The organism is Microbacterium sp. KUDC0406 (genome assembly GCF_021582875.1).
Lineage (GTDB): Bacteria > Actinomycetota > Actinomycetes > Actinomycetales > Microbacteriaceae > Microbacterium.
The window spans coordinates 1,274,337-1,296,527 of sequence record NZ_CP091138.1; the positions used below are offsets into that span (position 1 = coordinate 1,274,337).

Annotated in this window: 16 protein-coding genes and 5 pseudogenes; 7 read left to right on the top strand and 14 right to left on the bottom strand. The window is 70.0% G+C overall.

The window, feature by feature from the left end:
- Nucleotides 1–32 precede the first annotated feature (32 nt).
- Nucleotides 33–908: a signal recognition particle-docking protein FtsY gene (ftsY, locus tag L2X99_RS06480; RefSeq protein ID WP_236124512.1), complete on the bottom strand. Its 876-nt coding sequence runs from the start codon at nt 906–908 to the stop codon at nt 33–35.
- A 52-nt stretch (nt 909–960) separates the two neighbouring features.
- Nucleotides 961–4,481, bottom strand: a pseudogene (smc, locus tag L2X99_RS06485) (chromosome segregation protein SMC).
- Between the two features lie 561 nt (nt 4,482–5,042).
- On the opposite strand from smc, the gene L2X99_RS06490 reads away from it, so the two are divergent.
- The 5 genes from L2X99_RS06490 to L2X99_RS06510 all read left to right on the top strand — a co-directional run bounded on the left by L2X99_RS06490 (nt 5,043) and on the right by L2X99_RS06510 (nt 9,636).
- Nucleotides 5,043–5,333, top strand: coding sequence for a hypothetical protein (locus tag L2X99_RS06490; RefSeq protein WP_236124510.1), 291 nt, complete (start codon nt 5,043–5,045; stop codon nt 5,331–5,333).
- A gap of 12 nt (nt 5,334–5,345) precedes the next feature.
- Nucleotides 5,346–6,455, top strand: coding sequence for a GNAT family N-acetyltransferase (locus L2X99_RS06495; protein ID WP_236135773.1), 1,110 nt, complete (start codon nt 5,346–5,348; stop codon nt 6,453–6,455).
- Nucleotides 6,452–7,528, top strand: a complete 1,077-nt coding sequence (locus L2X99_RS06500) for a GNAT family N-acetyltransferase (RefSeq protein ID WP_236135774.1) — start codon at nt 6,452–6,454, stop codon at nt 7,526–7,528. The genes L2X99_RS06495 and L2X99_RS06500 overlap by 4 nt, the downstream gene beginning before the upstream one ends.
- Before the next feature lie 89 nt (nt 7,529–7,617).
- On the top strand, nt 7,618–8,313 hold the full coding sequence (locus L2X99_RS06505; RefSeq protein ID WP_236135775.1) for an ABC transporter ATP-binding protein: 696 nt from the start codon (nt 7,618–7,620) through the stop codon (nt 8,311–8,313).
- Between the two features lie 285 nt (nt 8,314–8,598).
- The gene (locus L2X99_RS06510) at nt 8,599–9,636 is read left to right on the top strand and encodes a permease (RefSeq protein WP_236135776.1); all 1,038 of its coding nucleotides are present in this window, start codon (nt 8,599–8,601) and stop codon (nt 9,634–9,636) included.
- A 6-nt stretch (nt 9,637–9,642) separates the two neighbouring features.
- Here L2X99_RS06510 and mutM read toward each other — a convergent pair.
- The 6 genes and pseudogenes from mutM to L2X99_RS06540 all read right to left on the bottom strand — a co-directional run bounded on the left by mutM (nt 9,643) and on the right by L2X99_RS06540 (nt 14,862).
- Nucleotides 9,643–10,535: pseudogene (gene mutM, locus L2X99_RS06515) on the bottom strand (bifunctional DNA-formamidopyrimidine glycosylase/DNA-(apurinic or apyrimidinic site) lyase).
- Between the two features lie 8 nt (nt 10,536–10,543).
- Complete coding sequence (rnc, locus tag L2X99_RS06520; protein WP_236124505.1) at nt 10,544–11,236, bottom strand: ribonuclease III; 693 nt, start codon at nt 11,234–11,236, stop codon at nt 10,544–10,546.
- Nucleotides 11,237–11,252: 16 nt separating this feature from the next.
- Nucleotides 11,253–11,462: a 50S ribosomal protein L32 gene (gene rpmF, locus L2X99_RS06525; protein ID WP_236135777.1), complete on the bottom strand. Its 210-nt coding sequence runs from the start codon at nt 11,460–11,462 to the stop codon at nt 11,253–11,255.
- 2 nt (nt 11,463–11,464) lie between these two features.
- Nucleotides 11,465–12,013 carry a YceD family protein gene (locus L2X99_RS06530; protein ID WP_236126892.1) on the bottom strand — a complete coding sequence of 183 codons (549 nt, stop codon included), beginning with the start codon at nt 12,011–12,013 and terminating at the stop codon, nt 11,465–11,467.
- A gap of 55 nt (nt 12,014–12,068) precedes the next feature.
- Nucleotides 12,069–12,566 carry a pantetheine-phosphate adenylyltransferase gene (coaD, locus tag L2X99_RS06535; protein WP_236124504.1) on the bottom strand — a complete coding sequence of 166 codons (498 nt, stop codon included), beginning with the start codon at nt 12,564–12,566 and terminating at the stop codon, nt 12,069–12,071.
- Nucleotides 12,567–12,690: 124 nt separating this feature from the next.
- Entirely contained in the window at nt 12,691–14,862 is a 2,172-nt protein-coding gene (locus L2X99_RS06540) for an ATP-dependent DNA helicase RecG (protein ID WP_236126891.1), read from the bottom strand.
- A gap of 130 nt (nt 14,863–14,992) precedes the next feature.
- On the opposite strand from L2X99_RS06540, the gene rsmD reads away from it, so the two are divergent.
- Nucleotides 14,993–15,568 carry a 16S rRNA (guanine(966)-N(2))-methyltransferase RsmD gene (gene rsmD, locus L2X99_RS06545; RefSeq protein ID WP_236135778.1) on the top strand — a complete coding sequence of 192 codons (576 nt, stop codon included), beginning with the start codon at nt 14,993–14,995 and terminating at the stop codon, nt 15,566–15,568.
- A 39-nt stretch (nt 15,569–15,607) separates the two neighbouring features.
- Here rsmD and thiL read toward each other — a convergent pair whose 3' ends face one another.
- Complete coding sequence (gene thiL / locus L2X99_RS06550; protein ID WP_329608138.1) at nt 15,608–16,717, bottom strand: thiamine-phosphate kinase; 1,110 nt, start codon at nt 16,715–16,717, stop codon at nt 15,608–15,610.
- Between the two features lie 23 nt (nt 16,718–16,740).
- Between thiL and L2X99_RS06555 the strand changes: the two genes are divergently transcribed.
- Nucleotides 16,741–17,226, top strand: coding sequence for a DUF3515 family protein (locus L2X99_RS06555; RefSeq protein WP_236124503.1), 486 nt, complete (start codon nt 16,741–16,743; stop codon nt 17,224–17,226).
- A 69-nt stretch (nt 17,227–17,295) separates the two neighbouring features.
- Here the strand turns inward: L2X99_RS06555 and L2X99_RS06560 are convergent.
- The 5 genes and pseudogenes from L2X99_RS06560 to leuD form a co-directional block, all read right to left on the bottom strand.
- Nucleotides 17,296–18,383, bottom strand: a pseudogene (locus tag L2X99_RS06560) (D-alanine--D-alanine ligase family protein).
- Nucleotides 18,283–19,426 (bottom strand): annotated as a pseudogene (locus tag L2X99_RS06565) (NAD(P)H-dependent glycerol-3-phosphate dehydrogenase). Before L2X99_RS06565 ends, L2X99_RS06560 begins: the two co-directional pseudogenes overlap by 101 nt.
- On the bottom strand, nt 19,416–20,165 hold the full coding sequence (locus L2X99_RS06570) for a lysophospholipid acyltransferase family protein (RefSeq protein ID WP_236124502.1): 750 nt from the start codon (nt 20,163–20,165) through the stop codon (nt 19,416–19,418). The pseudogene L2X99_RS06565 and the gene L2X99_RS06570 overlap by 11 nt, the downstream one beginning before the upstream one ends.
- A gap of 4 nt (nt 20,166–20,169) precedes the next feature.
- Nucleotides 20,170–21,527 (bottom strand): annotated as a pseudogene (murA, locus tag L2X99_RS06575) (UDP-N-acetylglucosamine 1-carboxyvinyltransferase).
- Nucleotides 21,528–21,592: 65 nt separating this feature from the next.
- Nucleotides 21,593–22,189, bottom strand: a complete 597-nt coding sequence (leuD, locus tag L2X99_RS06580) for a 3-isopropylmalate dehydratase small subunit (protein ID WP_236124501.1) — start codon at nt 22,187–22,189, stop codon at nt 21,593–21,595.
- Between the last annotated feature and the right edge of the window lie 2 nt (nt 22,190–22,191).

Below are 22,191 nucleotides of genomic sequence, written 5' to 3' on the forward strand. Positions count from 1 at the left end.
CCCGACGCGCCAGCGTTACCGGCGAGATCGGATCAGGCGCCGACGAGGGACTGCACGAACACGTGCGGCGTGAAGCCGGTGAGGTCGTCGATGCCCTCGCCCTGGCCGAGCAGCTTCACCGGGATGCCGGTGCGCTCCTGCACCGCGAGGACGAAGCCGCCCTTCGCCGAGCCGTCCAGCTTGGTGATCACGAGCCCGGTGACGCCGGCGTGCTGAAGGAACGACTCCGCCTGCATGACCCCGTTCTGGCCGGTCGTGGCATCGAGCACGAGCAGCACCTCGCTGATCGGCGCCTGCTTCTCGACCACGCGCTTGATCTTGCCGAGCTCGTCCATCAGCCCGCCCTTGGTGTGCAGGCGGCCGGCGGTGTCGATGATCGCGATCTCGATGCCGTTCTGCTTCGCGTAGTCGACGGTCTGATAGGCGACGGATGCCGGGTCCTGTCCCTGCTGCTCCGGCCTGACGATCGCCGCACCGGCGCGCTGGGCCCAGGTCGCGAGCTGATCGACGGCCGCCGCCCGGAAGGTGTCGGCGGCGCCGACGACCACGCTGCGCTGGTAGCCGCGCAGGAACTTGGTGAACTTGCCGATGGTGGTGGTCTTGCCGACGCCGTTCACGCCCACGACGAGCACGACGGCCGGCCGCTCCGAGAGCTTCAGCGTCGTGTCGAACTTCGCGAAGTGCTCCTCGAGCGTCTCGCGCAGCATCCTCTGCAGATCCTTCGGGTCGGTCGTCCGATAGCGCTCGACCTTCTCGCGGAGCTCGTCGACGACGCGCTCGGTGATGTCGGGCCCGAAGTCCGCACCGATCAGCGCGGTCTCGAGGTCGTCCCACGTCGTCTCGTCGATCGTGGGCTTGACGAACATGCCGCGCAGCGCGCGACCGAGGGACCAGGACTTCTCCGCCATGGCTCCAGCCTACGGTGACGGGCGGGCGCGATCCGTCGTGTTCGCCGACGGCTCAGGCGGATGCCGCGGCACGGTCGCCCACGCGCTGGCCGACCACCGCCGAGACGCCGTCCTGCCGCATCGAGACGCCGTAGAGGGCGTCGGCGATCTCCATGGTGCGCTTCTGGTGCGTGATCACGAGCAGCTGCGAACTCTCGCGCAGCTGCTCGAACACCGTCAGCAGCCGTCCGAGATTGGCGTCGTCGAGCGCCGCCTCCACCTCGTCGAGGATGTAGAACGGGCTCGGCCGGGCCTTGAAGATCGCCACCAGCAGCGCCACGGCCGCCAGCGAGCGCTCCCCGCCGGAGAGCAGCGAGAGCCGCTCGATCTTCTTGCCGACCGGGCGCACCGCGACCTCGATGCCGGTGGTCAGCATGTCGTCCGGATTCGTCAGCGAGATGCTGCCGGCGCCGCCGGGGAACAGGAGCGGGAACACCTCTGTGAACGCCTGCTTCGTGTCCTCGAACGCGGCCGCGAAGATCGTCTGCATCCTCTCGTCGAGTTCCGCGATGATGGTCAGCAGATCCTGCCGCGTCCTGGTCAGATCGGAGAGCTGCTCGGTGAGGAACGCGTGCCGCTGCTCCAGCGCGGCGAACTCCTCGAGCGCCAGCGGGTTGACCCGGCCGAGCTGTGCGAGCTTGCGCTCCGCGTCCTTCAGCCGGCGCTCCTGGATGCGGCGATCGAACGGGATCGCGGCGTCCTCGTCCTGGTCCTCTGCACCTGGTTCACGAGGAACCGGCTGGTCCGGACCATATTCCGCAACGAGAATGTCTTCGTCGAGAGCCAGCTCGGACGACACCCGCTCCAGAAGGCTGCTCAGGTGAAGCTTCTTCTCGTGGATCTGCAGCTCGAGACCGTGCACGCTCTCGGTGAGACCGGCGAGGCGCTCGCGCAGCGAGCCCTCCTGAGCGCGCAGCGCGGTGAGCTCCTCGTTCTGCGCCGAGCGCTCGGCCTCGGCCGCGGCCAGTGACATCCGCGCCTCGGTGACGGATCGATCGATCGAGTCCAGCACCCTCGGAAGCTCATCGGCCACGCCGCTCGCGGCCTCGCGCTGGGCACGACGGATGACGGCACGACGAGCGGCGTCCTCGGCCGCGGCGCGTTCCGCCTCGCGCTGGCGCTCGAGAGTCGCGACCCGTGTCTGTGCCGCCCGCACACGCTCGCGGAGCGTCTCGATCTCGAGGCGCGCCCTGACCTCGTTCTCGCGAGCCGTCTCGAGCGACTCGAGCAGTCCGTCGCGTGCGGAGGCGTCGAGCACGGGCCGTGGCTCGCCCTCGGCACCCTCGAGCTCCGCCCTCGCCCTCGCGGTCGCGGTCTCCGCGTCCGCGACCGGCGGACTGCGCCTGCCCGAACCCGGACTCCAGCCGCTCGCACTCCGCGACGGCTGCCTCGTGGCGCACGGTCACGCGGTTCAGATGCTCGGCGTGCGTCGCCAGCGCGGCGTCGTGCTGGCGCAGCCGCTGCAGCGCCTCCCGGGCCTCACGCCTGGTCGTCTCGACTCGTTCAGTCGCCTCGGCGCGCTCCGCGCGCAGGGCGTCGACCGTGCGGCGGACCTCGTCCAGCCGTTCCGTCGCGGCGTCCCGCTCGGCGGCGAGTTCCAGTCTGGAGCGCTCTCCCGAGCCCGCCCGCAGGGTGTGTGCGGTGAGCACCTCGCCGTCGCGGGTGACGATCGTCGTCGTGTCGTCATCGAGCGCATCCAGGGCCGCCCGTGCGATCCGTGCGGTATCGAGGTCGTCCGCGATGAGTACGTGCGCGAGGATGCCGAGCACACCGGGAGGCGCCGTCGCCACCTCGGCGGCCGGCACGGCCCCCGAGACGGCCGGCGCCGCTCCCGCTGCGGACGTCGCTGCGATCACGATGTCGATCGCACCGCGTCCCTGAGCTCGCGGGACGAGCGCGAACGCGTCGTCCGCAGCATCCACCAGCACGCCCTCGGCGAGCGGGCCGAGCACCGCGGAGATGGCGGCCTCGAATCCGACCTTCACCTGCACGGCGTCGCCGACGAGCCCCTGCAGCCCGGGCGCGCCCTCTGCCACGAGATCGGCTGCGCCGCCCGAGAATGAGAGCGCGCTCGTCAGCGCCGCCGCCTTCGCCGTCAGCGCGTCCGCCTCGCGTTCCGCTTCGTGCAGGCTCTCGCGCAGCCGGTCGCGCTCCGTCTCGGCGGCCGCCGCGCTCTGCTGCGCGGTCTCGTAGGCCGCCGCGTGCTCCGCGGCGGAGCCCTCCGGCGCCTCGCCCTCCTCGAAGGCTTCGAGGGCCTCGGCGGCCTCACGACGACGGGTCTGCGCGGCCTCCAGCGCGTTCTCCTGGCGCAGCACCGCGCCGCGGACCGCGGCGAGGGCGGATGCCGTCGGCATCCGCGTTCCCGCGCAACGTGTTCAGCCTCATGTCGTATGCCGACACGAGCGCGCTCTGCTCGGCGATGTCCACGTCGAGCGTGTCGAGCTCGCCTCGGGCGAGCACGACCTCGCGGCTCGCGGCTGCCGCGGCATCCTGCGCGTCGCCGAGTCCCTCCGAGATGCGGGTGATCTCGTCCGCTGCCTCATCGATGGTGTCCTGCGTGACCGTGATCGCCGTCACCGCGTCGTCATCCTCACTGCCCAGCAGCGCGAGACGCTGGTTCGCGAGCGTGAAGAGCCCGCGCATGCGCTCCTGCACCTGCTCCAGGCCGAAGGCCACCCGCCGCGCCTCGTCGACGGCGGCGGAGTTCTGCTCGGCCTCCAGCCGGATGATGCCGGCGTGCACAGCGTCGACCTGTTCCGAGAGCACGAGGCGCTCCGTGTGGCGCTCGTTCTCGGTGCGCGTGTGATCGGCGAGCGTGGTGCGCAGCGCGACGACGTCGTCGGCGAACAGCCGGGCCTTCGCGTCGCGCACGACAGCGGCGATGGTCTGCGCCTCTCGCGCGATCTCGGCCTGCCGGCCCAGCGGCTTCAGCTGCCGACGGATCTCACCGGCGAGATCGCTGAGCCGGGTGAGGTTCGTCTCCATGGCATCGAGCTTGCGGAGCGTCTTCTCCTTGCGCCGCCGGTGCTTGAGGATGCCGGCGGCCTCCTCGATGAACCCTCGTCGGTCCTCGGGAGAGGCCTGCAGCACGGTGTCCAGCCGGCCCTGGCCGACGATCACATGCATCTCGCGGCCCAGCCCGGAATCGCTGAGCAGCTCCTGGACGTCGAGCAGACGGCATCCGGTGCCGTTGATCGCGTACTCGCTGGAGCCGTTGCGGAACAGCGTTCGGCTTATCGTGACCTCGGCGTACTCGATCGGGAGTGCGCCGTCGGCGTTGTCGATCGTGAGCTGCACCTCCGCGCGGCCGAGCGGGCCGCGGGTCGACGTGCCGGCGAAGATGACGTCCTCCATCTTGCCGCCGCGCAGCGTCTTCGCGCCCTGCTCCCCCATCACCCAGGCGAGAGCGTCCACGACGTTGGACTTGCCCGACCCGTTCGGGCCGACGATGCAGGTGACCCCTGGCTCGAACACGAACGTCGTCGGCTGGGCGAACGACTTGAAGCCCTTGAGCGTGAGGCTCTTCAGATGCATGCCGGGGCTTTCGGGGTCGAGGGGATCACGCCCATACGCTACCGGAATCCCGCGGCTCTTCAGGGGATTCCGCGCCGACGGGCAGCCTATCCGCCGAACGCGACACGCCGAGGACACACCCGGATGCTTGACTCGGCTGTGAACTTCCCGCTAGCGTGACTCACCGATCGCTTGAAGGAAAGGAGAGACCGATGATGATCACGAAGTTCGACGCCCGCCTCAATGGCCCAGCCGTGCGTTCGTTCGCATGCTTCGCGCACTCGGTTTCTCCCGTCGGAGCCACCGGGCTGAGTTAACAGGCGCCCCGCCCTCCTCGATCCTCCCGGCACCTCGGTGCCGGTCTTCGATCGCCGCGTCCCTGTCGTCGTACTGATACCAGTCGCACTGACACCACAGGTCTGACGCCTCCCGCGCATCTCGCCGACCATCGGCAGCGCACCCCCGGCATCCGTCGGCCGCCCCGGCCCGCAGACCGCCGTCCTCCGTGGATCCGTCCGCCGCTGAGTGCGCGACGACCGCCCCAGATCGTCCTGTCGATCGACCTTTAAGGAATCAACCATCGTGAACACCTCATTGCTCACCCCCGGCACCCTGCAGCGACAGGGACACCCGCCGGATACCGAGGATCGTCAGATCCTCACCATCCCCGACGCCGACCAGCGTCAGCACCTCACCCCGGCCGACCGCCTGAGGCTGGCCCTCGGCCTGTGGCTGCTGGAACGGACCCTGCGCTCCGACGACGACATCGTCGGCGAGCAGGAACAGCGAGAGCAGATCACGCTCGAGCGCAGCCGACCGACCATCGCAGACGCCCAGGCGCCCATCTACGACCTGCAGCTCCGGCTGCGCTGAGACGAGATCACCATGACCGTCACTCCCCCTGTGCACGCGCTCCCCGCCGGCGCGACCCTGCGTCCGCTCGTTCTCCCCGAACGGGCGGACGCGGGGCCGACCCCGCTGATCCGCGAGTACGCGGAGGCGCGGAACCGGAACATCCTCGAGAGCACCGGTCGCGACGACGACGCCCTCAGCGCGGAGTCGCTGCTGCCGATGCTGCGCAGCACCCCCGACCGGATCCGCCGGCAGTGGTACGTCGAGCAGGACGGCCGGATCGTCGGATGCCGTGCACTCGACGTCCTGCAGGACGACGACGGCCGCACGGCGTTCGTCATCGTCGCCCTGCTCCAGCGGGCGCAGGGCAGGGGCATCGGACGCCAGGCGTACGCCCATCTGGAGTCGGTCGCGCGAGCGGAAGGCGTGCGCAAGCTCGTGCACTTCGCCGAGCATCACGACGACGGCTCCGGGCTCGCCCCCGTCCCATCGCCCACCGGATTCGGCTCCGTGCCCGCCGATCGGGCCGCACGCTTCCTGTCCCGCAACGGCTTCACGCTCGAGACCGTGGAGCGCGGCAGCGAGTTCGCCTGGACCGACGGGAGCCTCACCGAGCTGGAGTCCCGGCGGGCGGACGCCGCCGCCCATGCCTCCGCCTACCGGCTCGTGCAGTGGATGCTGCCGACACCGGCCGAGTACGTCGACGGCTACGCCTGGATGAAGTCGCGCATGTCGACCGACGTGCCCGAGGGCGAACTGGGTCTCCCCGAGGAGGCCTGGGACGCCGCCCGCGTCGCGCAGCAGGACGAACGCACCGCCGCGCGTGGCTACCACCAGTTCGTCACAGCCGCTCAGCACATCGAGACCGGTGAGCTGTGCGCCTTCAACGAGCTCGCCATCGGCCCCGACCCTGCGGGCACCACGCATCAGTACGACACCCTCGTGCTCGCGGACCACCGCGGGCACCGTCTCGGGATGCTCGTGAAGACGGCGGGCCTGATCGCCTGGCGCGAGCGCTACCCGGACTCGCACCGTGTCATCACCTACAACTCGGAGCAGAACCGCCCGATGCTCTCGATCAACGAGGATCTCGGGTTCACCGCCTTCGCCTACGAGGGCGCCTGGAAGAAGGAACTCACATGAGCACAGCGCTCGCCATCGAACAACTCGCGCTTCCGGCATCCGCCGACGGGCCCGACGCGGCCGATCTCATCGCGCTGACCGAGCTGAACAACGCGATCTGCCGCGAGGACGCAGACCTCGCCGACCTCGACTTCACTCCCGCCGAGATGCTGTCCGGTCTGCGCGACGACGCGGACCGCGCGCATCGGGCCTACGTGATCCGCGAGGGAGGGCGCCTCGTCGGCGCCTGCATTCTCAACTACGGCCTCGCCGAGCCCACGGCCGTCGACTTCGACCTGATGGTGCTCGCAGCCGACCGCGGACACGGCGTCGAGGACGCCCTGCTCGCCCGCATCGAGGAGGAGACCAGGTCGCTCGGGCGCACCGTCATGCAGGCCTGGACGCTCCACCGTGGCAGGACATCCGGCCCGACGATCGTGCCGGCGACGGACTGGGGCGTCGTCGAGCGCACGCCCCTGTCCGATCAGTTCCTCACGAACGGGTTCGTCCTCGAGCAGGTCGAGCGCAACAGCACCTTCGACCTGCGCGGTCCGGTCGATACCGTGCAGCACCGGCTCGACGAGTCTCTCGCCGCCGCAGGGCCGGACTACCGCCTCGTGGAGTGGACGATCCCGACGCCGCCCGAGCTGCGTGAGGGCTACGCCTGGGCGCTGTCGCGGATGTCGACGGACGCCCCGTCGGCGGCTCTCGAGATCGACGAGGAGAAGTGGGATGCGGGACGCGTCGAACGCCGGGAGAAGCGGATCCTCGACGGTGGTCAGACGATGTCGGTGTCGGCGGTGCTGCACGTGCCCACCGGCCGCCTCGCCGCCTTCAACGAGCTCGTCATCGGAACAGAGCCCGACGATGTGACACATCAGTACAGCACCCTCGTCCTGAGGGAGCACCGCGGTCATCGCCTGGGGATGCTCGTCAAGTGCGCGAACATCCTGCGCTGGCGCGGGATCGCGCCCCGGTCGCCGAAGATCAGCACGTTCAACGCCGAGGAGAACCGGCCCATGCTCGACATCAACGAGGCGATCGGCTTCGCGCCTGTCTCGTACGCCGGGGTCTGGCAGAAGAAGCTGGTCTGACGACCGGTCATCCCAGCGGATGATCCCTCGTGTGCGGGATCATCCGCTGGGCCGACGATTGTCATGCACGATCCGCGGATGCTGGAATCATGACCGCACCGATCCTGCACGCGAACGCCCTCCAGAAGTCCTATGGCCCCACCCGCGCCCTCGCCGGCGTCGATATCGCCGTGGACCGCGGCGAGTCCGTCGCGATCATGGGCGCCTCGGGGTCGGGCAAGACGACGCTGCTGCACGTGCTCGCCGGGATCATCACCCCCGACAGCGGCTCCGTGCGCTTCACGCCGTCATCGGGCGAGACGATCGAGGTGACCGCGCTCGGCGAGTCCGCACGGTCCAGGCTGCGTCGCGAGCGGTTCGGCTTCGTCTTCCAGCAGGGCCTGCTGATCCCGGAGCTCACGGCGATCGAGAACGTCGCACTCGCTCTCATGATCAATGGGACGAAGCGCTCCGACGCACTGCCGCACGCCGCGGCCTGGCTGCAGTCCCTGGGACTCTCCGGCATGGAGGACCGCCGCATCGGCGAGCTCTCCGGTGGTCAGGCGCAGCGCGTCGCCATCGCCCGCTCCCAGGTCACCGGTGCCGAGCTGATCTTCGCCGACGAGCCCACCGGCGCACTCGATTCCCGCACCTCGTCCGAGGTGATGGACGCGCTGCTGTGGTCGACCACCGGACAGGGCCGCACGCTGGTCGTGGTCACGCACGACCCCGGTGTGGCCGCCCGCTGCTCGCGCACGGTCGCGATGCGCGACGGCAGGATCGTGCCGGCGGAGGTGTCGGCGTGAACGCCGGAGTACTGCGCATGCTGATGCGCCCCGCGCCGGGATCACTCGGCGTGATCGCGATCCCCGCCGTCGCCTTCGGGATCGTCACGGCGCTCGTGCTCACCGTGCTCGGTGGCGCGCAGTCGTTCTGGACATGGGACGACGACTTCGGCTTCATCTACCAGGGGCTCGCCGCGATCGCCCTGGTGCTCCTCGTGGTGCCGATGATGACGCTCGGGGGCGCCGCCGGCACGGCTGTCCGCCCGGCGGCGCGACGAGCGCCTGTCGACGCTGCGCCTGCTCGGGGTGACGCCCGCGGGCGTCTCGTTCGCGACCGTCGTCGAGTCCGCGGTGATCGCCGCGGTCGGGGCGATCGGCGGCATCCTGCTGTATCTCGCGATCACCCCTCTGATCGGGATGATCCCGTTCCGCGGATCCGCCCTCGGCGTGCTCGCGGTGATCCTTCCTGCCTGGCAGATCCTCGCCGTGTTCGGTGGGGTCGTCCTGCTTGCGGTCGTCAGCGCCGCGGTCGGCCTGCGCCGGGTGAACATCTCGCCGCTCGGCGTGCGGATGCGTGCCGATGCTCCCCGGATGGGCGCGATGCGCGCCGTCGTCGTCGTGCTGGTGGTCATCGCCGGTTTCGTCGCAGTGAAGCTCCTGCCGATGATCGCGGGCGCCGTGTACCTCATCGGGGGTCTCGCCGCCGTGTTCGGGATCGTGCTCGCCGTCCTGAACCTCCTCGGCCCGTGGGTTCTGGGCGTGCGCGCCCGCCGGCAGCTGCGGAAGGCCGAGACTCCCGAGCGCATGCTCGCCGCCCGCATGGTGCTGGACGCGCCGAAGGCCGCCTGGCGTCAGGTCAGCGGCATCGCGATGGCGAGCTTCATGGCGGTCTTCGCCGGCACCGGCGTCGCGCTGATGGACGTGATGGGCACGGACGACGCCAGGCCGGAGGATCTCGCCCTCGTCACCGACATGCGCACCGGGCTCATCATCACGCTGATCGGGTCGTTCCTCATGGTCGCGGCATCGGTCGGTGTGAACCAGGCATCCGCGATCGCAGATCAACGCGACCTGCACGCGAGCCTGCACCGGCTCGGCGTGCCGCTGGAGACGGTGGACACCGCCCGCACGCGCGCCATCATGTCACCGCTGATGGTCACCGCGATCGGCTCTGCGCTCTGCGCCGCGATCATGATCTTCCCTCTCCTCGGGATCACGCTGATCGTCGCGCCGCTGTCCCTGGTGACCATCGCGAGCGTGCTCGCCATCGGGATCCTCACCGTGTGGGCGGCGACCCGGGTGACGAGGCTGCTGCTGGCGAAGTCGTTCGTCCTTGCTGCGTGATCGGGCTCAGGGCCGGCGCTGACACCTCGGGCAGAAATGGCTCGAGCGGTTCATGAACGCCTCGCGGAGGATCGGCGTACCGCACCGCGGGCACGCCGATCCCCGCGGCCGTACGCGTTCAGCGAGTGCGCAAAATAACCGGCCTGCCCGTTCACATTGACGTACTGGGCGTCGAAGCTCGTCCCGCCCTCGGCGAGGGCCTTCTCGAGCACGAGACGCACCTCGCCGAGCAGGCGCCGCAGTGCCAGCGCCGAGAGCGCGCGTCCCTCGGTCTCAGGATGGATGCGCGCGGCCCAGAGCGACTCGTCCGCGTAGATGTTGCCGATGCCGCTGATGAGGCTCTGATCGAGCAGGATGCGCTTGATCGCGCTCGACCTCCGCCCGACCGCGGCGATGAAGGCGGCGTCGTCGAAAGCGGGGTCGAGTGCGTCTCTGGCGATGTGCGCGACCTGCGACGGCACCAGCGGAAGGTCGCTGCCCAGCCCCGCGGCACGGGCATCCGGGGTGTCCAGCAGCTCGTCGACGGCGAGCGATCCGAAGGTGCGCTGGTCCGAGAAGACCACGGCCAGACGGCCGTGCGCAGGATGCTCGATGTGCAGCCGCACGCGCTCGTGGCGCTCCGGCGCGGCATCCGGCGTGCGCAGCAGCATCTGCCCGCTCATCCCGAGATGTGCCACCAGGGCCTGCCGGCGATCGGCGATCGGCAGCCAGAGGAACTTGCCGCGCCGCACCGCGGCGACGATGTCCGCACCTTCGAGTTGCGCCACGAAGTCGGCCGCACCGGGAGCGTGGCGCGTCAGTGCACGGTCGTCGAGCACCGAGACGGACGTCACGGTCGCGCCGACCACCGCAGGCGCGAGGCCGGCGCGAACGACCTCGACCTCGGGCAGTTCAGGCATCGACGTGCTCAGGCACGGTCGCTGAGCAGCCGCCAGGCGCTGAGTGCAGCGGCCATCTCGGCCGTCTTCTTGCTCGTGCCCTCGCCGATCTGCGCGACGTCGCCGACCAGCACCGTGGCGGTGAATCGCCGGTCGTGGTCCGGCCCTGTGGCCTGCACCGAATAGCTCGGCGGCGTGGCGCCGAGCCGGGCCGCGAGCTCCTGGAGGCTCGTCTTCGGGTCCATCGCGGCGCCGTACCGCTCCGGGTCGGCGAGAAGCGGCTCGGTGAGTCGCAGCACGAGGGCCGTGGCCTCGTCGGGACCGGCGGAGATGTAGGTGGCCCCGATCACCGCCTCCATGGTGTCTGCGAGGATGGAGTCCTTGTCGCGACCGCCGGTCTGCTCCTCACCGCGGCCGAGCAGCAGGTGCTCGCCCAGGCCGATACCCCGAGCGACCTCGGCGAGGGCAACCGTCGAGACGACGCTCGCACGACGCTTCGCCAGTTCGCCCTCATCGAGCTCGGGATGCGTGGTGAACAGCATCACGGTGACGGCGAGGCCCAGCACCGAGTCGCCGAGGAACTCGAGGCGCTCGTTGTGCGGGGAGCCGCCGTGCTCGTACGCGTAGGAGCGGTGCGTGAGCGCGCGCGTGAGGAGCTGGGGGTCGATGTCGACCCCCAGCGTCTCGCTCAGAGGCGCCGTCCCCCGCACCACCCCGGTCACGATCTGCCGATCGCGATCAGATGTCTGCGACCTTGCGGCCCTTGTACTCCATGAAGAGCTCGGTGCCCTGCGAGTCGGTGACGACCTTCGCCTGGTGCGGGCGGCTGTAGACGGTCTTGCCGTTCTCGACGGTCTTCACCAGAGTGGTGGGCGTCGCCTTCCACTGCGCGCGGCGCGAGCGGGTGTTCGAACGGGAGACCTTGCGCTTCGGGGGGTTACCGGCCATGACTAGCTCTCTTCTTTCTCGGCGGCACGGCTCTCTGCCGCACCGTCCTGGTCTGTGATCTGCTGGAGCGCACTCCACCGAGGATCGATGGGAGCACTGCTCTCTGCGCCGGCGCTCGTGGTCAGCTTCTCGCCCGTACTCGGGTCGAGACCCGGGCAGTCCGGCTGACACACCGGCTGGAAGGGAAGCGACAACACGACCGCATCCCTGACCAGAGTTTCAAGATCCACGTGGTCGTCTTGAACCTCGAAGTCAGTTTCTTCCTCTCCAGGATACGCGAAAAGCTCCTGGAACTCGACTTCGACAGGCGCAGCGATATCGGTCAGGCACCGTCCGCACACCCCGGAGTACTCGGCGTCCGCTGTTCCGGACACCAGAATGCCCTCGTGGACCGACTCCAGACGCACGTCGAGATCGACGACCGCGCCGGCCTCGACCGACACGATCCCCTCTCCCCACCGCTCCGCCAGGGTGACCTCGAACGCATGCTCGCGCATCTCTCCCGGGCGGCGCGTGATGTCGCGCACGGGCAGGACGAAAGGACCGTTCAGTCGGGATTTCACCCAGCCATGCTACCTGCAACAGGCCGTGCGGGGGCCGAGCGGCTCAGATGCCACGTGCTCCCGTGTCGAGGAACTGCGCCACCGACGGCGGCACGAACGGTGACACGTCGCCGCCCAGCGACGCCACCTGACGTACCAGTGAGCTGGAGACCAGGGCGTGCGCGGGGTCGGGCAGCAGGAACACGGTCTCGATGTCGGCCAGGTGCCGGTTCACGATCGCCATCGGCGACTCGTAGGCCACGTCGACCTGCGAGCGGATGCCCTTGACCAGCACGCCGGCGTTGACATCGCGTGCGTAGTCGACCAGCAGGCCCATGCTCCAGGAGCCGACGATGATGCTCCCCTCGAGACCTGCATCCGCGATGGACTGCTCGAGCAGGTTCATGCGCTGCGCGATCGGCAGCATCGCCTCCTTGCCCGGGTTGTGCACGACCAGCACGTGCAGTTCGTCGTACAGCCGCGCCGCACGGCGGATCACGTCGAGGTGCCCCAGCGTCGGCGGATCGAAAGAACCCGGGACGACGGCGATTCGGCTGTTCACTTCGACTCGCTTCGCTCGCTCAGCACGGCGCACTTCGACTCGCTTCGCTCGCTCAGTACAGGCACTTTCGACTCCTCCAGTCGGTCGGCACGGCGCATGGATGTCAGCCTAGAGGACGCCGCTCTCAGTTCTTGCTGAGAGCGGCCCGGTCCTCTTCGGTCACCCGGCGCGCGATCGTGTCGCGCAGCCCGGGGTGCTGTTCCAGGGCCGGATCCTCGGCGAGGATCTGCTCCGCGATCTCACGCGCCCGGCCGATCAGGCCGGAGTCCTTGACGACGCGCAGGAGCCGCAGCGACGACTTCACGCCGGACTGCGACGAGCCGAGCACATCGCCCTCGCCCCGGAGCTCGAGGTCGACTTCGGCGAGGGCGAATCCGTCGAGCGTCGCGGCCACGGCATCGACCCGCTCGCGTGCGACCGACCCCTCTTCGGCCTCGGTGACGAGCAGGCACAGCCCTGGCACGCCGCCGCGCCCCACGCGACCGCGAAGCTGGTGCAGCTGCGAGACGCCGAACCGATCGGCGTCGAGGATGACCATGGTCGACGCGTTCGGCACGTCGACGCCGACCTCGATCACCGTCGTCGCGATGAGCAGGTCGATGTCGCCGCGGGCGAAGGCCTGCATGATGGCGTCCTTCTGATCGGACGGCATCTTGCCGTGCAGCACGGCACGGCGCACCTTCGACAGGGCCGGATGCGTCGACAGCGCCTCATCCAGCTGCACCACGCCCCAGCGCGGGCCCCTGGCGGCGGCGTCGAACAGACTGGCGGCATCGGCCTCGACGGAGTCCTTGGCGGTGTCGATCGCGGCGCACACGGCGAACACCTGACGGCCCTGGGCGATCTCCTCGGCCGAGCGCTCCCAGACCCGCTGCCACCAGCCCGGATGCTCGGCGAGAGGGGCGACGAACGACTGGATGCCTGCGCGTCCGGCGGGCATAGTGCGGATCACCGAGGTGTCCAGGTCGCCGAACACCGTCATCGCCACCGTCCGCGGGATCGGCGTGGCGGTGAGCACCAGCGCGTGCGGGCTGGACCCCTTGGCGCGCAGCGTCTCGCGCTGCTCGACTCCGAAGCGGTGCTGCTCGTCGACGACGACCAGGCCGAGGTCGGCGAACGTGGTCTTCTCGGAGAGCAGCGCGTGCGTGCCGACCACGATGAGCGCCTGCCCGGATGCCACGCGAAGCGCGGCCCTGCGCCGCTCCGGCGCGGACATCTGCCCGGTGAGCAGCGTCGGCATCAGCTGCGGGGCGAGCGCAGGACCGAGCATCTTCGTGATCGATCGCAGATGCTGGCCGGCGAGCACCTCGGTCGGGGCGATCAGCGCCGACTGCCCGCCGGATTCGGCCACCTGCAGCATCGCCCGGAGGGCGACGAGGGTCTTGCCCGAGCCGACCTCGCCCTGCACCAGACGGTTCATCGGCCATTGCGCGACCAGATCGTCCTGGATCGAGGCGCCGACATCCTGCTGATCGAGCGTGAGCGTGAACGGCAGGTGCGTGTCGAACTGCTCGAGCAGCCCGCCCGGCTGTCCGGGACGCGGTGTCGCGGTGAGCTCGCGCACTGCCGCCCGCTGCTGCAGCAGTGCGGTCTGCAGGGTCAGCGCCTCGTGCATCCGCAGCGTCCGCACCGCGGGATCGATGTCGTTGCGCGTCGGCGGCCGGTGCACGTTCTCGAGCGCGGTGCGCGCGTCGAGCAGCCCCTCCTGCACACGCAGGTACTCGGGCAGCGGGTCGGGGATCGGGCCGAGGTCGTTCAGGACGCGCCCGACGAGCTCTGCGATCTTGAAGCTCGCCAGGGTCGACGTCGCCGGATAGATCGGGATCGGCACGGTCACCCGAGCATCCGCCTGCTTCCGCGCCTCGGCCTCGTCATCGAACATCTGGTAATCGGGATGGGAGAACTGCAGGCTGTCCCGATACTCGCCGACCTTGCCGGAGAACACGCCGCGACGGCCGGGCAGCAGCTGCTGACGCCGCCATTCCAGCTGCCCTTCACCCTTTCCGAAGAAGGTCAGCGACATCCGCCCGATGCCGTCGCCGATGGTCACCTCGAGCATCGCTCCCCTGCGGTTGCGCATTCGCCGGACGCCGGAGGAGATCACCTCTGCGACGATCGTGACCGTCTCGCCGATCGGCAGGTCCAGGATCGGCGTGAGCTCGCCGCGGTCGGCGTATCGACGAGGGTAGTGCGCCACCAGGTCACCGACGGTCTGCATGCCGAACGCCTTCTCGAGCGCCTTCGCGGTCGCGCTGCCGAGAGCGGCATCGAGCGGCGTTTCGAGCGTGGACGGCATGCTCACGATTCTAGGGAAGGGCTGAGACGTCGGATGCTGCGGCAGTGCGACCGCGCGGTCGAACAGCCGCGTCGCAGCGACGCGGGGATGCGAGACCGACCGCGCGGTCGAAAGGGCATATCGTGAACGGGTGACGAGGATCATCGCCGGGGCAGCACGAGGACTGCGCCTGGACGTCCCCTCCGCCGGGACCCGGCCCACGAGCGACCGCGTGCGCGAATCGCTGTTCGGCTCGCTGGAGTCGATGGACGCGATCGACGGCGCGCACGTGCTCGACCTGTACGCCGGCAGCGGCGCTCTCGGCCTCGAGGCGTGGAGCCGTGGCGCAGCATCCGTCGATCTGGTCGAGCGGTCCCGATCGGCCGCGGGGCTCGTGCGACGCAACGTCATGACCGTCGCGAAGGCACTCGGCACGCCGGCATCCCATGCCCGGGTACACGAGAGCACGGTGCACGCCTTCCTGCAGCGCGCGGCCGGGCCGTTCGACCTGGTCCTCACCGATCCGCCGTACGACCTCGACGACGCGACGATGACCGCCGATCTCACCGCGCTCGCGCCGCTGCTCTCCCCCGACGCGATCGTCGTGATCGAGCGCGCGAAGCGGTCGACGCCGCCGGAACTGGATGCCGTAGGGCTGACCCCGCTACGGGAGAAGACCTACGGGGACACCCGGGTGTGGTGGGCCGAGCCCGCTCAGCCCACTTGAACTACGGGTTGCGATCGGGTTCGCGCGGCACTCCTCTGCTCAGGCGGCGCGAATACGCGTAGCGCCGGCGAAGAAGTGGCGCGCGAGCTCACGGCTGAACCGGAAAGGACAGCGCGAGCAGAGAACGGCAGCGCGAGGCTCAGACCCCAGCTCAGTCGCCGGCGTGGCCGTCCCAGTCACGGTAGGGGTCCCAGCCGAGCGCACCGACCGGCTCGCCGTCGCAGAGCACCGGGTGCCCGGCACGGGCGACGACCACGCCGATCGCATGGAAGCCCGGCGGCAGGTGGTCGCCCGGGAAGGTCGCGAGCAGGGCGTGGTCCTCTCCCCGGCCAGCGCGCGGCCCGGGTGCAGGCCGAGCGCCGCGCGCTCCAGCGCGATCGTCACGTCCGAGGCATCCGCCATCCGGCCGGCGTCGAGGGCGAGACCGTCCGAGACGTCCATCATCGCCGTGGCGCCGGCCACGGCGGCCACCGGACCCAGGCCGATGGGCGGCACCGGGCGCAGCTGGGCGTCGATCGCGGAGCGCTCCTCGGCGGTCAGCACGGCGGCATCCACCGGGATGGGCGTCTCGCCGTCGCGGAATCGGCCGAAGAGCACGCCGAGTCCCTGTGCGGCGAGGCCCATCTCGCCGGCTATCGCGACGACGTCCCCCGGTCGCGCGCCGGAACGGGTGACCGCCCGCACACCGCCGAGGTCGCCCAGTGCGGTGACTGCGATGGTCAGCACATCGGACACGGTGAGATCGCCGCCGACGACCGCGCATCCCGGCGCGAGCGCGTCGCAGGCGGCATGGAAGCCGTCGGCGAGCTGCTCGACGAACGAGAGGCGCAGATCGCGCGGTACGGCCAGAGCCACCAGCAGCGCCGTCGGCGTCGCCCCCATCGCCGCGACATCCGCGAGGTTCACGGCGGCAGCCTTCCAGCCCAGATCGAAGCCGCTCGACCACGCCAGCCGGAAATCGGGACCGTGCACGAGCGTGTCGGTCGTGGCCACCACGGAGCCCGACGGCGCGGCGATCACCGCGGCGTCGTCGCCGGGGCCGATGATGGTCGCCGTCGCCGGCTTCGTGCGGGACAGGATGCTGCGGAGGACCGTGCCCTCCGAGACGTCTCCCAGGCGCGGATCGTCGGAGGCGGCACGAGAGGGCATGGACTCGAAGGTAGCCTGGATGCATGCCCCTCCGCCGTCTCGCCGCCGCCGTCTGCGTGCTCGCGGCTCTCGTTCTCAGCGGATGCTCCTCCACCGTCTCGATGCAGCCGTCGAACGATGCGAACAACCCGCTCTGCGCCGAGGTGACCGTGCGTCTGCCCGATGCCGTCGCCGGTCAGGACCGCCGTTGGACCGATGCGCAGGCGACCGGCGCCTGGGGCGACCCCACCACCGTGCTGCTGTCCTGCGGCGTGGCCGTTCCCGGCCCGACGGCGAACCTGCAGTGCATCACGCTCGAGGGCATCGACTGGCTGGTCGACCCGAGCAAGGAGCCGTGGATGCGGATGACCACCTACGGCCGGGACCCCGCGGTGCAGGTCTTCGTCGACACCTCGAAGGTCAGCGGCGACGCCGTGCTCGCCAACACCGGCATCGTCAGCGGCGTGCAGTCCATCCCCAAGAAGAGCGAGTGCATCGCGCCGGACGCCGAGCCGAAGGACGTCGAGTAGCGCTTCGTCGAGCAGCGCTCGACAGGCTCAGCGGCCCCTGCTCAGCGACCCTCGCTCAGCCAACCGGGCTCAGCGCTCGAGGCCCTTCTCGATGAGCTCGGTGATCAGGTCGCCGTAGGACAGCCCGGAGGCGATCCAGCACTTCGGGAACATCGAGATCGGCGTGAACCCCGGCATGGTGTTCAGCTCGTTCACGACCAGCTCGCCCGCTGCCGTCACGAAGAAGTCCACGCGGGCGAGGCCCTTGCCGTCCACGGCCTCGAACGCGCGCACCGCGGTCTCACGCAGTCGCTCGATCAGGTCGGCGTCGACGTCGGCCGGACAGACGATGTCGACGCCGTCGCCGCCGAGGTACTTGCCCTCGAAGTCGTAGAAGCTGCGCGAGGTCAGCACGACCTCGCCGGGAAGCGATGCCCGTGCGCGGGCGCCCCGCGGCCGGCCAGCACGCCGACCTCGATCTCGCGGCCCTCGACCCGCGACTCCACGAGCACCTTGGCGTCCTCGGCGAACGCGATCCGCAGCGCCTCGTCGAGTCCCTCGCCGTCGTCGACGCGGGAGACGCCCACGCTCGATCCAGCGCTCGCGGGTTTGACGAACACCACGGAGCCGAGCGCCGCGATCGCCGAGCGCACACTCTCCGGAGCCCGCTCCCACTCCGCGCTGCGCACGGTGATCCCCGGGGACACCGCGATGCCGGCCGCCCGCAGAGCGAGCTTGGTGTAGTGCTTGTCCAGGCTCACCGCGGAGTCGAGGATGCCGCATCCGGCGTAAGGCACCTCGAGCACGTCGAAGAACCCCTGGATCGCACCGTCCTCACCGTGCAGACCGTGCAGCAGCGGCAGCACCACATCGATCTCGCCGAGATCGTCCTCGGATCCGTCACCGTGCAGCACGCGCAGCGTGCGGAGCCCGTCCGGCTCCGGCCAGCGCACCCGCGTGCCGTTGTCGGCGACCTCGGGCAGCCTCGCGGCATCCAGGGCGAACTTCACCGGATCGTCGTCCTCGAGGACGAACGCGCCGTCGCGGGTGATCCCGACCGGGATCACCCGGTAGCGGTCACGGTCGATCGCCGCCAGCACCCCGCCCGCCGTGGCGGAACTGATCGAATGCTCGCTGGAACGCCCGCCGAAGAGCACCGCCACCGTCTGCTTGTCCATGTTCGGTCCTCTCCCCCTGCGGGGTGTCGTCGTCCGTCGTCAGGTGGGGGGCGATGTCACGGGGATCCATCTTCCCGTCCAGCACCATCTTCACCTGCTCGACGATGGGCATGTGCACCTCGGCCTCGTGGGCCAGATGCAGCACGGGGGCGACCGAGGCGAGGCCCTCGGCGGTCTGGTTCATCTGCTTGACCACGTCCTGGAACTTGTAGCCCTGTCCGAGCAGCCGGCCCGGCGGTGTTGTTGCGGCTCAGCGGCGACTGGCAGGTCGCGATCAGGTCGCCGAGACCGGCGAGCCCCTGCAGGGTGCCGGGCTGCGCGCCGTTGGCGACGGCGAAGTCGGTCATCTCGACCAGCCCGCGGGTGATGATCGACGCCTTGGTGTTCTCGCCGTAGCCGACGCCGTCCACGATGCCGATCGCCACGGCGATCAGGTTCTTCAGGACGCCGCCGAACTCGGTGCCGATCACATCGGTGTTCACGAAGGAGCGGAAGTAGGTGTTGCGTGCGGTGCGTGCGACCGCGTCGGCGGTCTCCTCGCTGAGTGACGCGATCACGGCGGCCGTCGGCTGTTCGCGCGCGATCTCGAGGGCGAGGTTGGGCCCGGATGCCACGGCGATGCGCGCAGGGTCGCAGCGCAGCTCCTGCTCGATCACCTGACTCATGCGCAGGCTGGTGGAGCGCTCGACGCCCTTCATCAGGCTGACCAGCGGCATGTCCGTGCCCTCCAGCAGCGGACGCAGGTCCTTCAGGTTGTCGCGCAGGGTCTGGCTGGGCACCGACAGGTAGACCTGCTGAGCACCGTCCAGCGCCTTCGCGAGATCGTGCGTGGCCTCCATCGTGCGCGGCAGATTGATGCCGGGCAGGTACTTGGAGTTGCGCTTGGCCTCGGCGATCTCGTGTGCGAGCTCTGGCCGCCGCGCCCACATCGTGACCTGCGCCCCGCCGTCGGCGAGGATCTTGCCGAAGGTCGTGCCCCAGCTGCCGGCGCCGATCACGGCGACCCGGGGCCCCGCCTCCGCAGGGATGCGCTTAGGAGTCAAGGCGACCGGTCTCCTTCTGCCCGTGATCGGCCGGATTCCAGCGCTCGGCGGGGGCCTTCTCGTCGCGGAGCTGCTCCAGCAGCCCGGCGATGGCGTCCATCAGCCGACGCGTCGCCTCTGTGAGCGCCGCCTGCTCGCCCGCGCGTCCGCGCAGGTCGGACAGGTCGACCGGATCGCCCACGATGATCTGCACGCGCTTGCGCGGCGGCCAGAAGCTGATCTTCTTGCCGTACCTCGGCATGATCTCCTGCGCGCCCCAGTGCGCCATCGGGATGAGCGGGATGTCGCCGGCCAGGGCGAGCCGCACCGCGCCCGTCTTGCCCCGCATCGGCCACAGCTCGGGATCGCGGGTCAGCGTGCCCTCCGGATAGACGATGACGCCCCGACCGTGCTCCACGAGCTCCTTCGACTGCGCCATGGTCTGCTTCGCCGCCGTGGCCGACGACGTGCGCGCGACCGGAACCATGCCGGTGTTCTTCAGCACCCAGCCGACAACCGGCACGCGGAACAGGCTCTCCTTGGCCATGAACCGCGGCAGCCGATGCATCCGCCAGACCGCGAGCGCGACGATGATCGGGTCGAACTCGGTGTAGTGGTTCGGCGCGAGCACGAAGGCGCCCTGCCGCGGCAGTCTGTCGCGGCCGATGAAAGTCAGCTTCGCGAGGTACGAGGCGATGGGCACGACGACCGCGGCGAGCGGCCAGAACAGGCTCGGCCTGCCCTTCTCCGAGGCAGCCATCAGCTCACCGGATGACGTCGAAGTCCGCACCCAGCGCGGCGAGCTTGTCGAGGAACTTCTCGTAGCCGCGGCTGAGGATGTCGACACCGGACACCCGGGACTCGCCCTGGGCGGTGAGCGCCGCTATGACATGGCTGTAGCCGCCGCGCAGGTCGGGCACGACGATGTCGGCGCCGTGCAGGGCGTCGGGCCGGTGATCACCGCGGCCTGCTCGAGCTCGCGGCGCGCCACCCGGCGCGGGCCGTCCTGCAGCCCGTGCGGGTGCACGACGATGTCGGCGCCCATCTTCACGAGCGCGTCGGTGAAGCCCATCCGGTTCTCGTACACCGTCTCGTGCACGATCGAGCGGCCGTGGGCCTGGGTCAGCGCCACGACGAGCGGCTGCTGCCAGTCGGTCATGAAGCCGGGATGCACGTCGGTCTCGACGACGACGGGCTTCAGCTCGCCGCCGCGGCGGAACAGGATGCCGTCCTCCTGGATGTCGAACCAGCCGCCGGCCTTGCGGAACACGTTCAGGAACGTGAGCATCTCCTGCTGGCGGGCGCCGCCGACGAAGATCTCGCCGTCGGTGGCCAGCGCCGCGCTCGCCCACGACGCCGCCTCGTTGCGATCGAAGATCGAGCGGTGGTCGTAGCCGCGGAGCGAGTCGACGCCCTCGATGAAGATGACGCGGTTGGGCTCGTACGAGATGATCGCGCCCATCTTCTGCAGCACCGCGATGAGATCCATGATCTCGGGCTCGATCGCCGCGTTGCGCAGCTCGGTCGTGCCCTTCGCGCGCACCGCCGTCAGCAGGACCTGCTCGGTCGCGCCGACGCTCGGGTACGGCAGATGGATGCTCGCGCCCCGCAGCCCGTCCGGGGCGGAGAGGCGGATGCCGCTGGGCAGCTTCTCCACGACGGCGCCGAACTTGCGCAGGGCGTCGAGGTGGAAGTCGATCGGACGGTCTCCGATGCGGCATCCGCCGAGGTCGGGGATGAACGCCTGACCGAGACGGTGCAGCAGCGGACCGCAGAACAGGATCGGGATGCGGGAGGCGCCGGCATGCGCGTCGATCTCCTCCATGTGCGCGGACTCGACACCGCTGGGGTCGAACGTGAGCGAACCGGGCTCGTCGCCCTCGGCCACCTGGACGCCGTGCACCTCGAGCAGCGATCGGACGACCGCCACATCGCTGAGATCCGGGACATCGCGCAGCGTGCTGGGCGTCTCGCCGAGGAGCGTCGCGACCATCGCCTTGGTGGCGAGGTTCTTCGCCCCCTTCACGTCCACCCGGCCCCGCAGCGGCCGCCCCCGACGGATCGCGAGTTCGGAGACGATCACACTCGTTCCCTCGGCTGCTGTGCGCACAGGTGTCGACATTCGGGCCTCATCCTTCTTCGTTCGGAACGCGGGGCTCGTGGCCCCGGCCCACGGCGCCTCCGGCCTCAGCGGACGGGGAGCGTGCGTGGCCGCCACGATTCGCGGCGGGCCTCGAACTGAGCGATCTTGTCTTCGTTGCGCAGTGTGAGCCCGATGTCATCGAGCCCCTCGAGGAGCCGCCATCTAGTGTAATCGTCGATGCCGATAGCGGTCTGGAAGCCGCCGATCGAGGCGGTTCGCGCCTCGAGGTCGACCGTGATCTCGCGGCCGGGGTCCTCATCGATCAGGGCCCAGATGCGCTCGATGTCGGCCTCGTCCACCTGAGCGGCGAGCAGGCCCTGCTTGCCCGAGTTGCCGCGGAAGATGTCGGCGAAGCGAGGACTCAGCACGACCTTGAAGCCGTAATCGCGCAGCGCCCACACAGCGTGCTCACGGCTGGAGCCGGTGCCGAAGTCGGGGCCGGCCACCAGCACGGACGCCTTCTGGAACGGCTCCTGATTCAGCACGAACTCGGGGTCCTGCCGCCAGGCGTGGAACAGTGCGTCGTCGAAGCCGGTCTTGGTGACGCGCTTCAGGAACACGGCGGGGATGATCTGGTCGGTGTCGACGTTGGAGCGCTTCAGGGGCGCGGCGACACCGGTGTGCGTGGTGAACTTCTCCATGA

Coding starts and splice junctions, on each gene's coding strand:
- ftsY (WP_236124512.1), bottom strand. CDS start 908: ATGGCGGAGAAGTCCTGGTCCCTCGGTCGCGCGCTGCGCGGCATGTTC.
- L2X99_RS06500 (WP_236135774.1), top strand. CDS start 6,452: ATGAGCACAGCGCTCGCCATCGAACAACTCGCGCTTCCGGCATCCGCC.
- rpmF (WP_236135777.1), bottom strand. CDS start 11,462: ATGGCCGGTAACCCCCCGAAGCGCAAGGTCTCCCGTTCGAACACCCGC.
- thiL (WP_329608138.1), bottom strand. CDS start 16,717: ATGCCCTCTCGTGCCGCCTCCGACGATCCGCGCCTGGGAGACGTCTCG.
- L2X99_RS06495 (WP_236135773.1), top strand. CDS start 5,346: ATGACCGTCACTCCCCCTGTGCACGCGCTCCCCGCCGGCGCGACCCTG.
- leuD (WP_236124501.1), bottom strand. CDS start 22,189: ATGGAGAAGTTCACCACGCACACCGGTGTCGCCGCGCCCCTGAAGCGC.
- L2X99_RS06570 (WP_236124502.1), bottom strand. CDS start 20,165: ATGGCTGCCTCGGAGAAGGGCAGGCCGAGCCTGTTCTGGCCGCTCGCC.
- L2X99_RS06540 (WP_236126891.1), bottom strand. CDS start 14,862: ATGCCGTCCACGCTCGAAACGCCGCTCGATGCCGCTCTCGGCAGCGCG.
- L2X99_RS06505 (WP_236135775.1), top strand. CDS start 7,618: ATGACCGCACCGATCCTGCACGCGAACGCCCTCCAGAAGTCCTATGGC.
- L2X99_RS06555 (WP_236124503.1), top strand. CDS start 16,741: ATGCCCCTCCGCCGTCTCGCCGCCGCCGTCTGCGTGCTCGCGGCTCTC.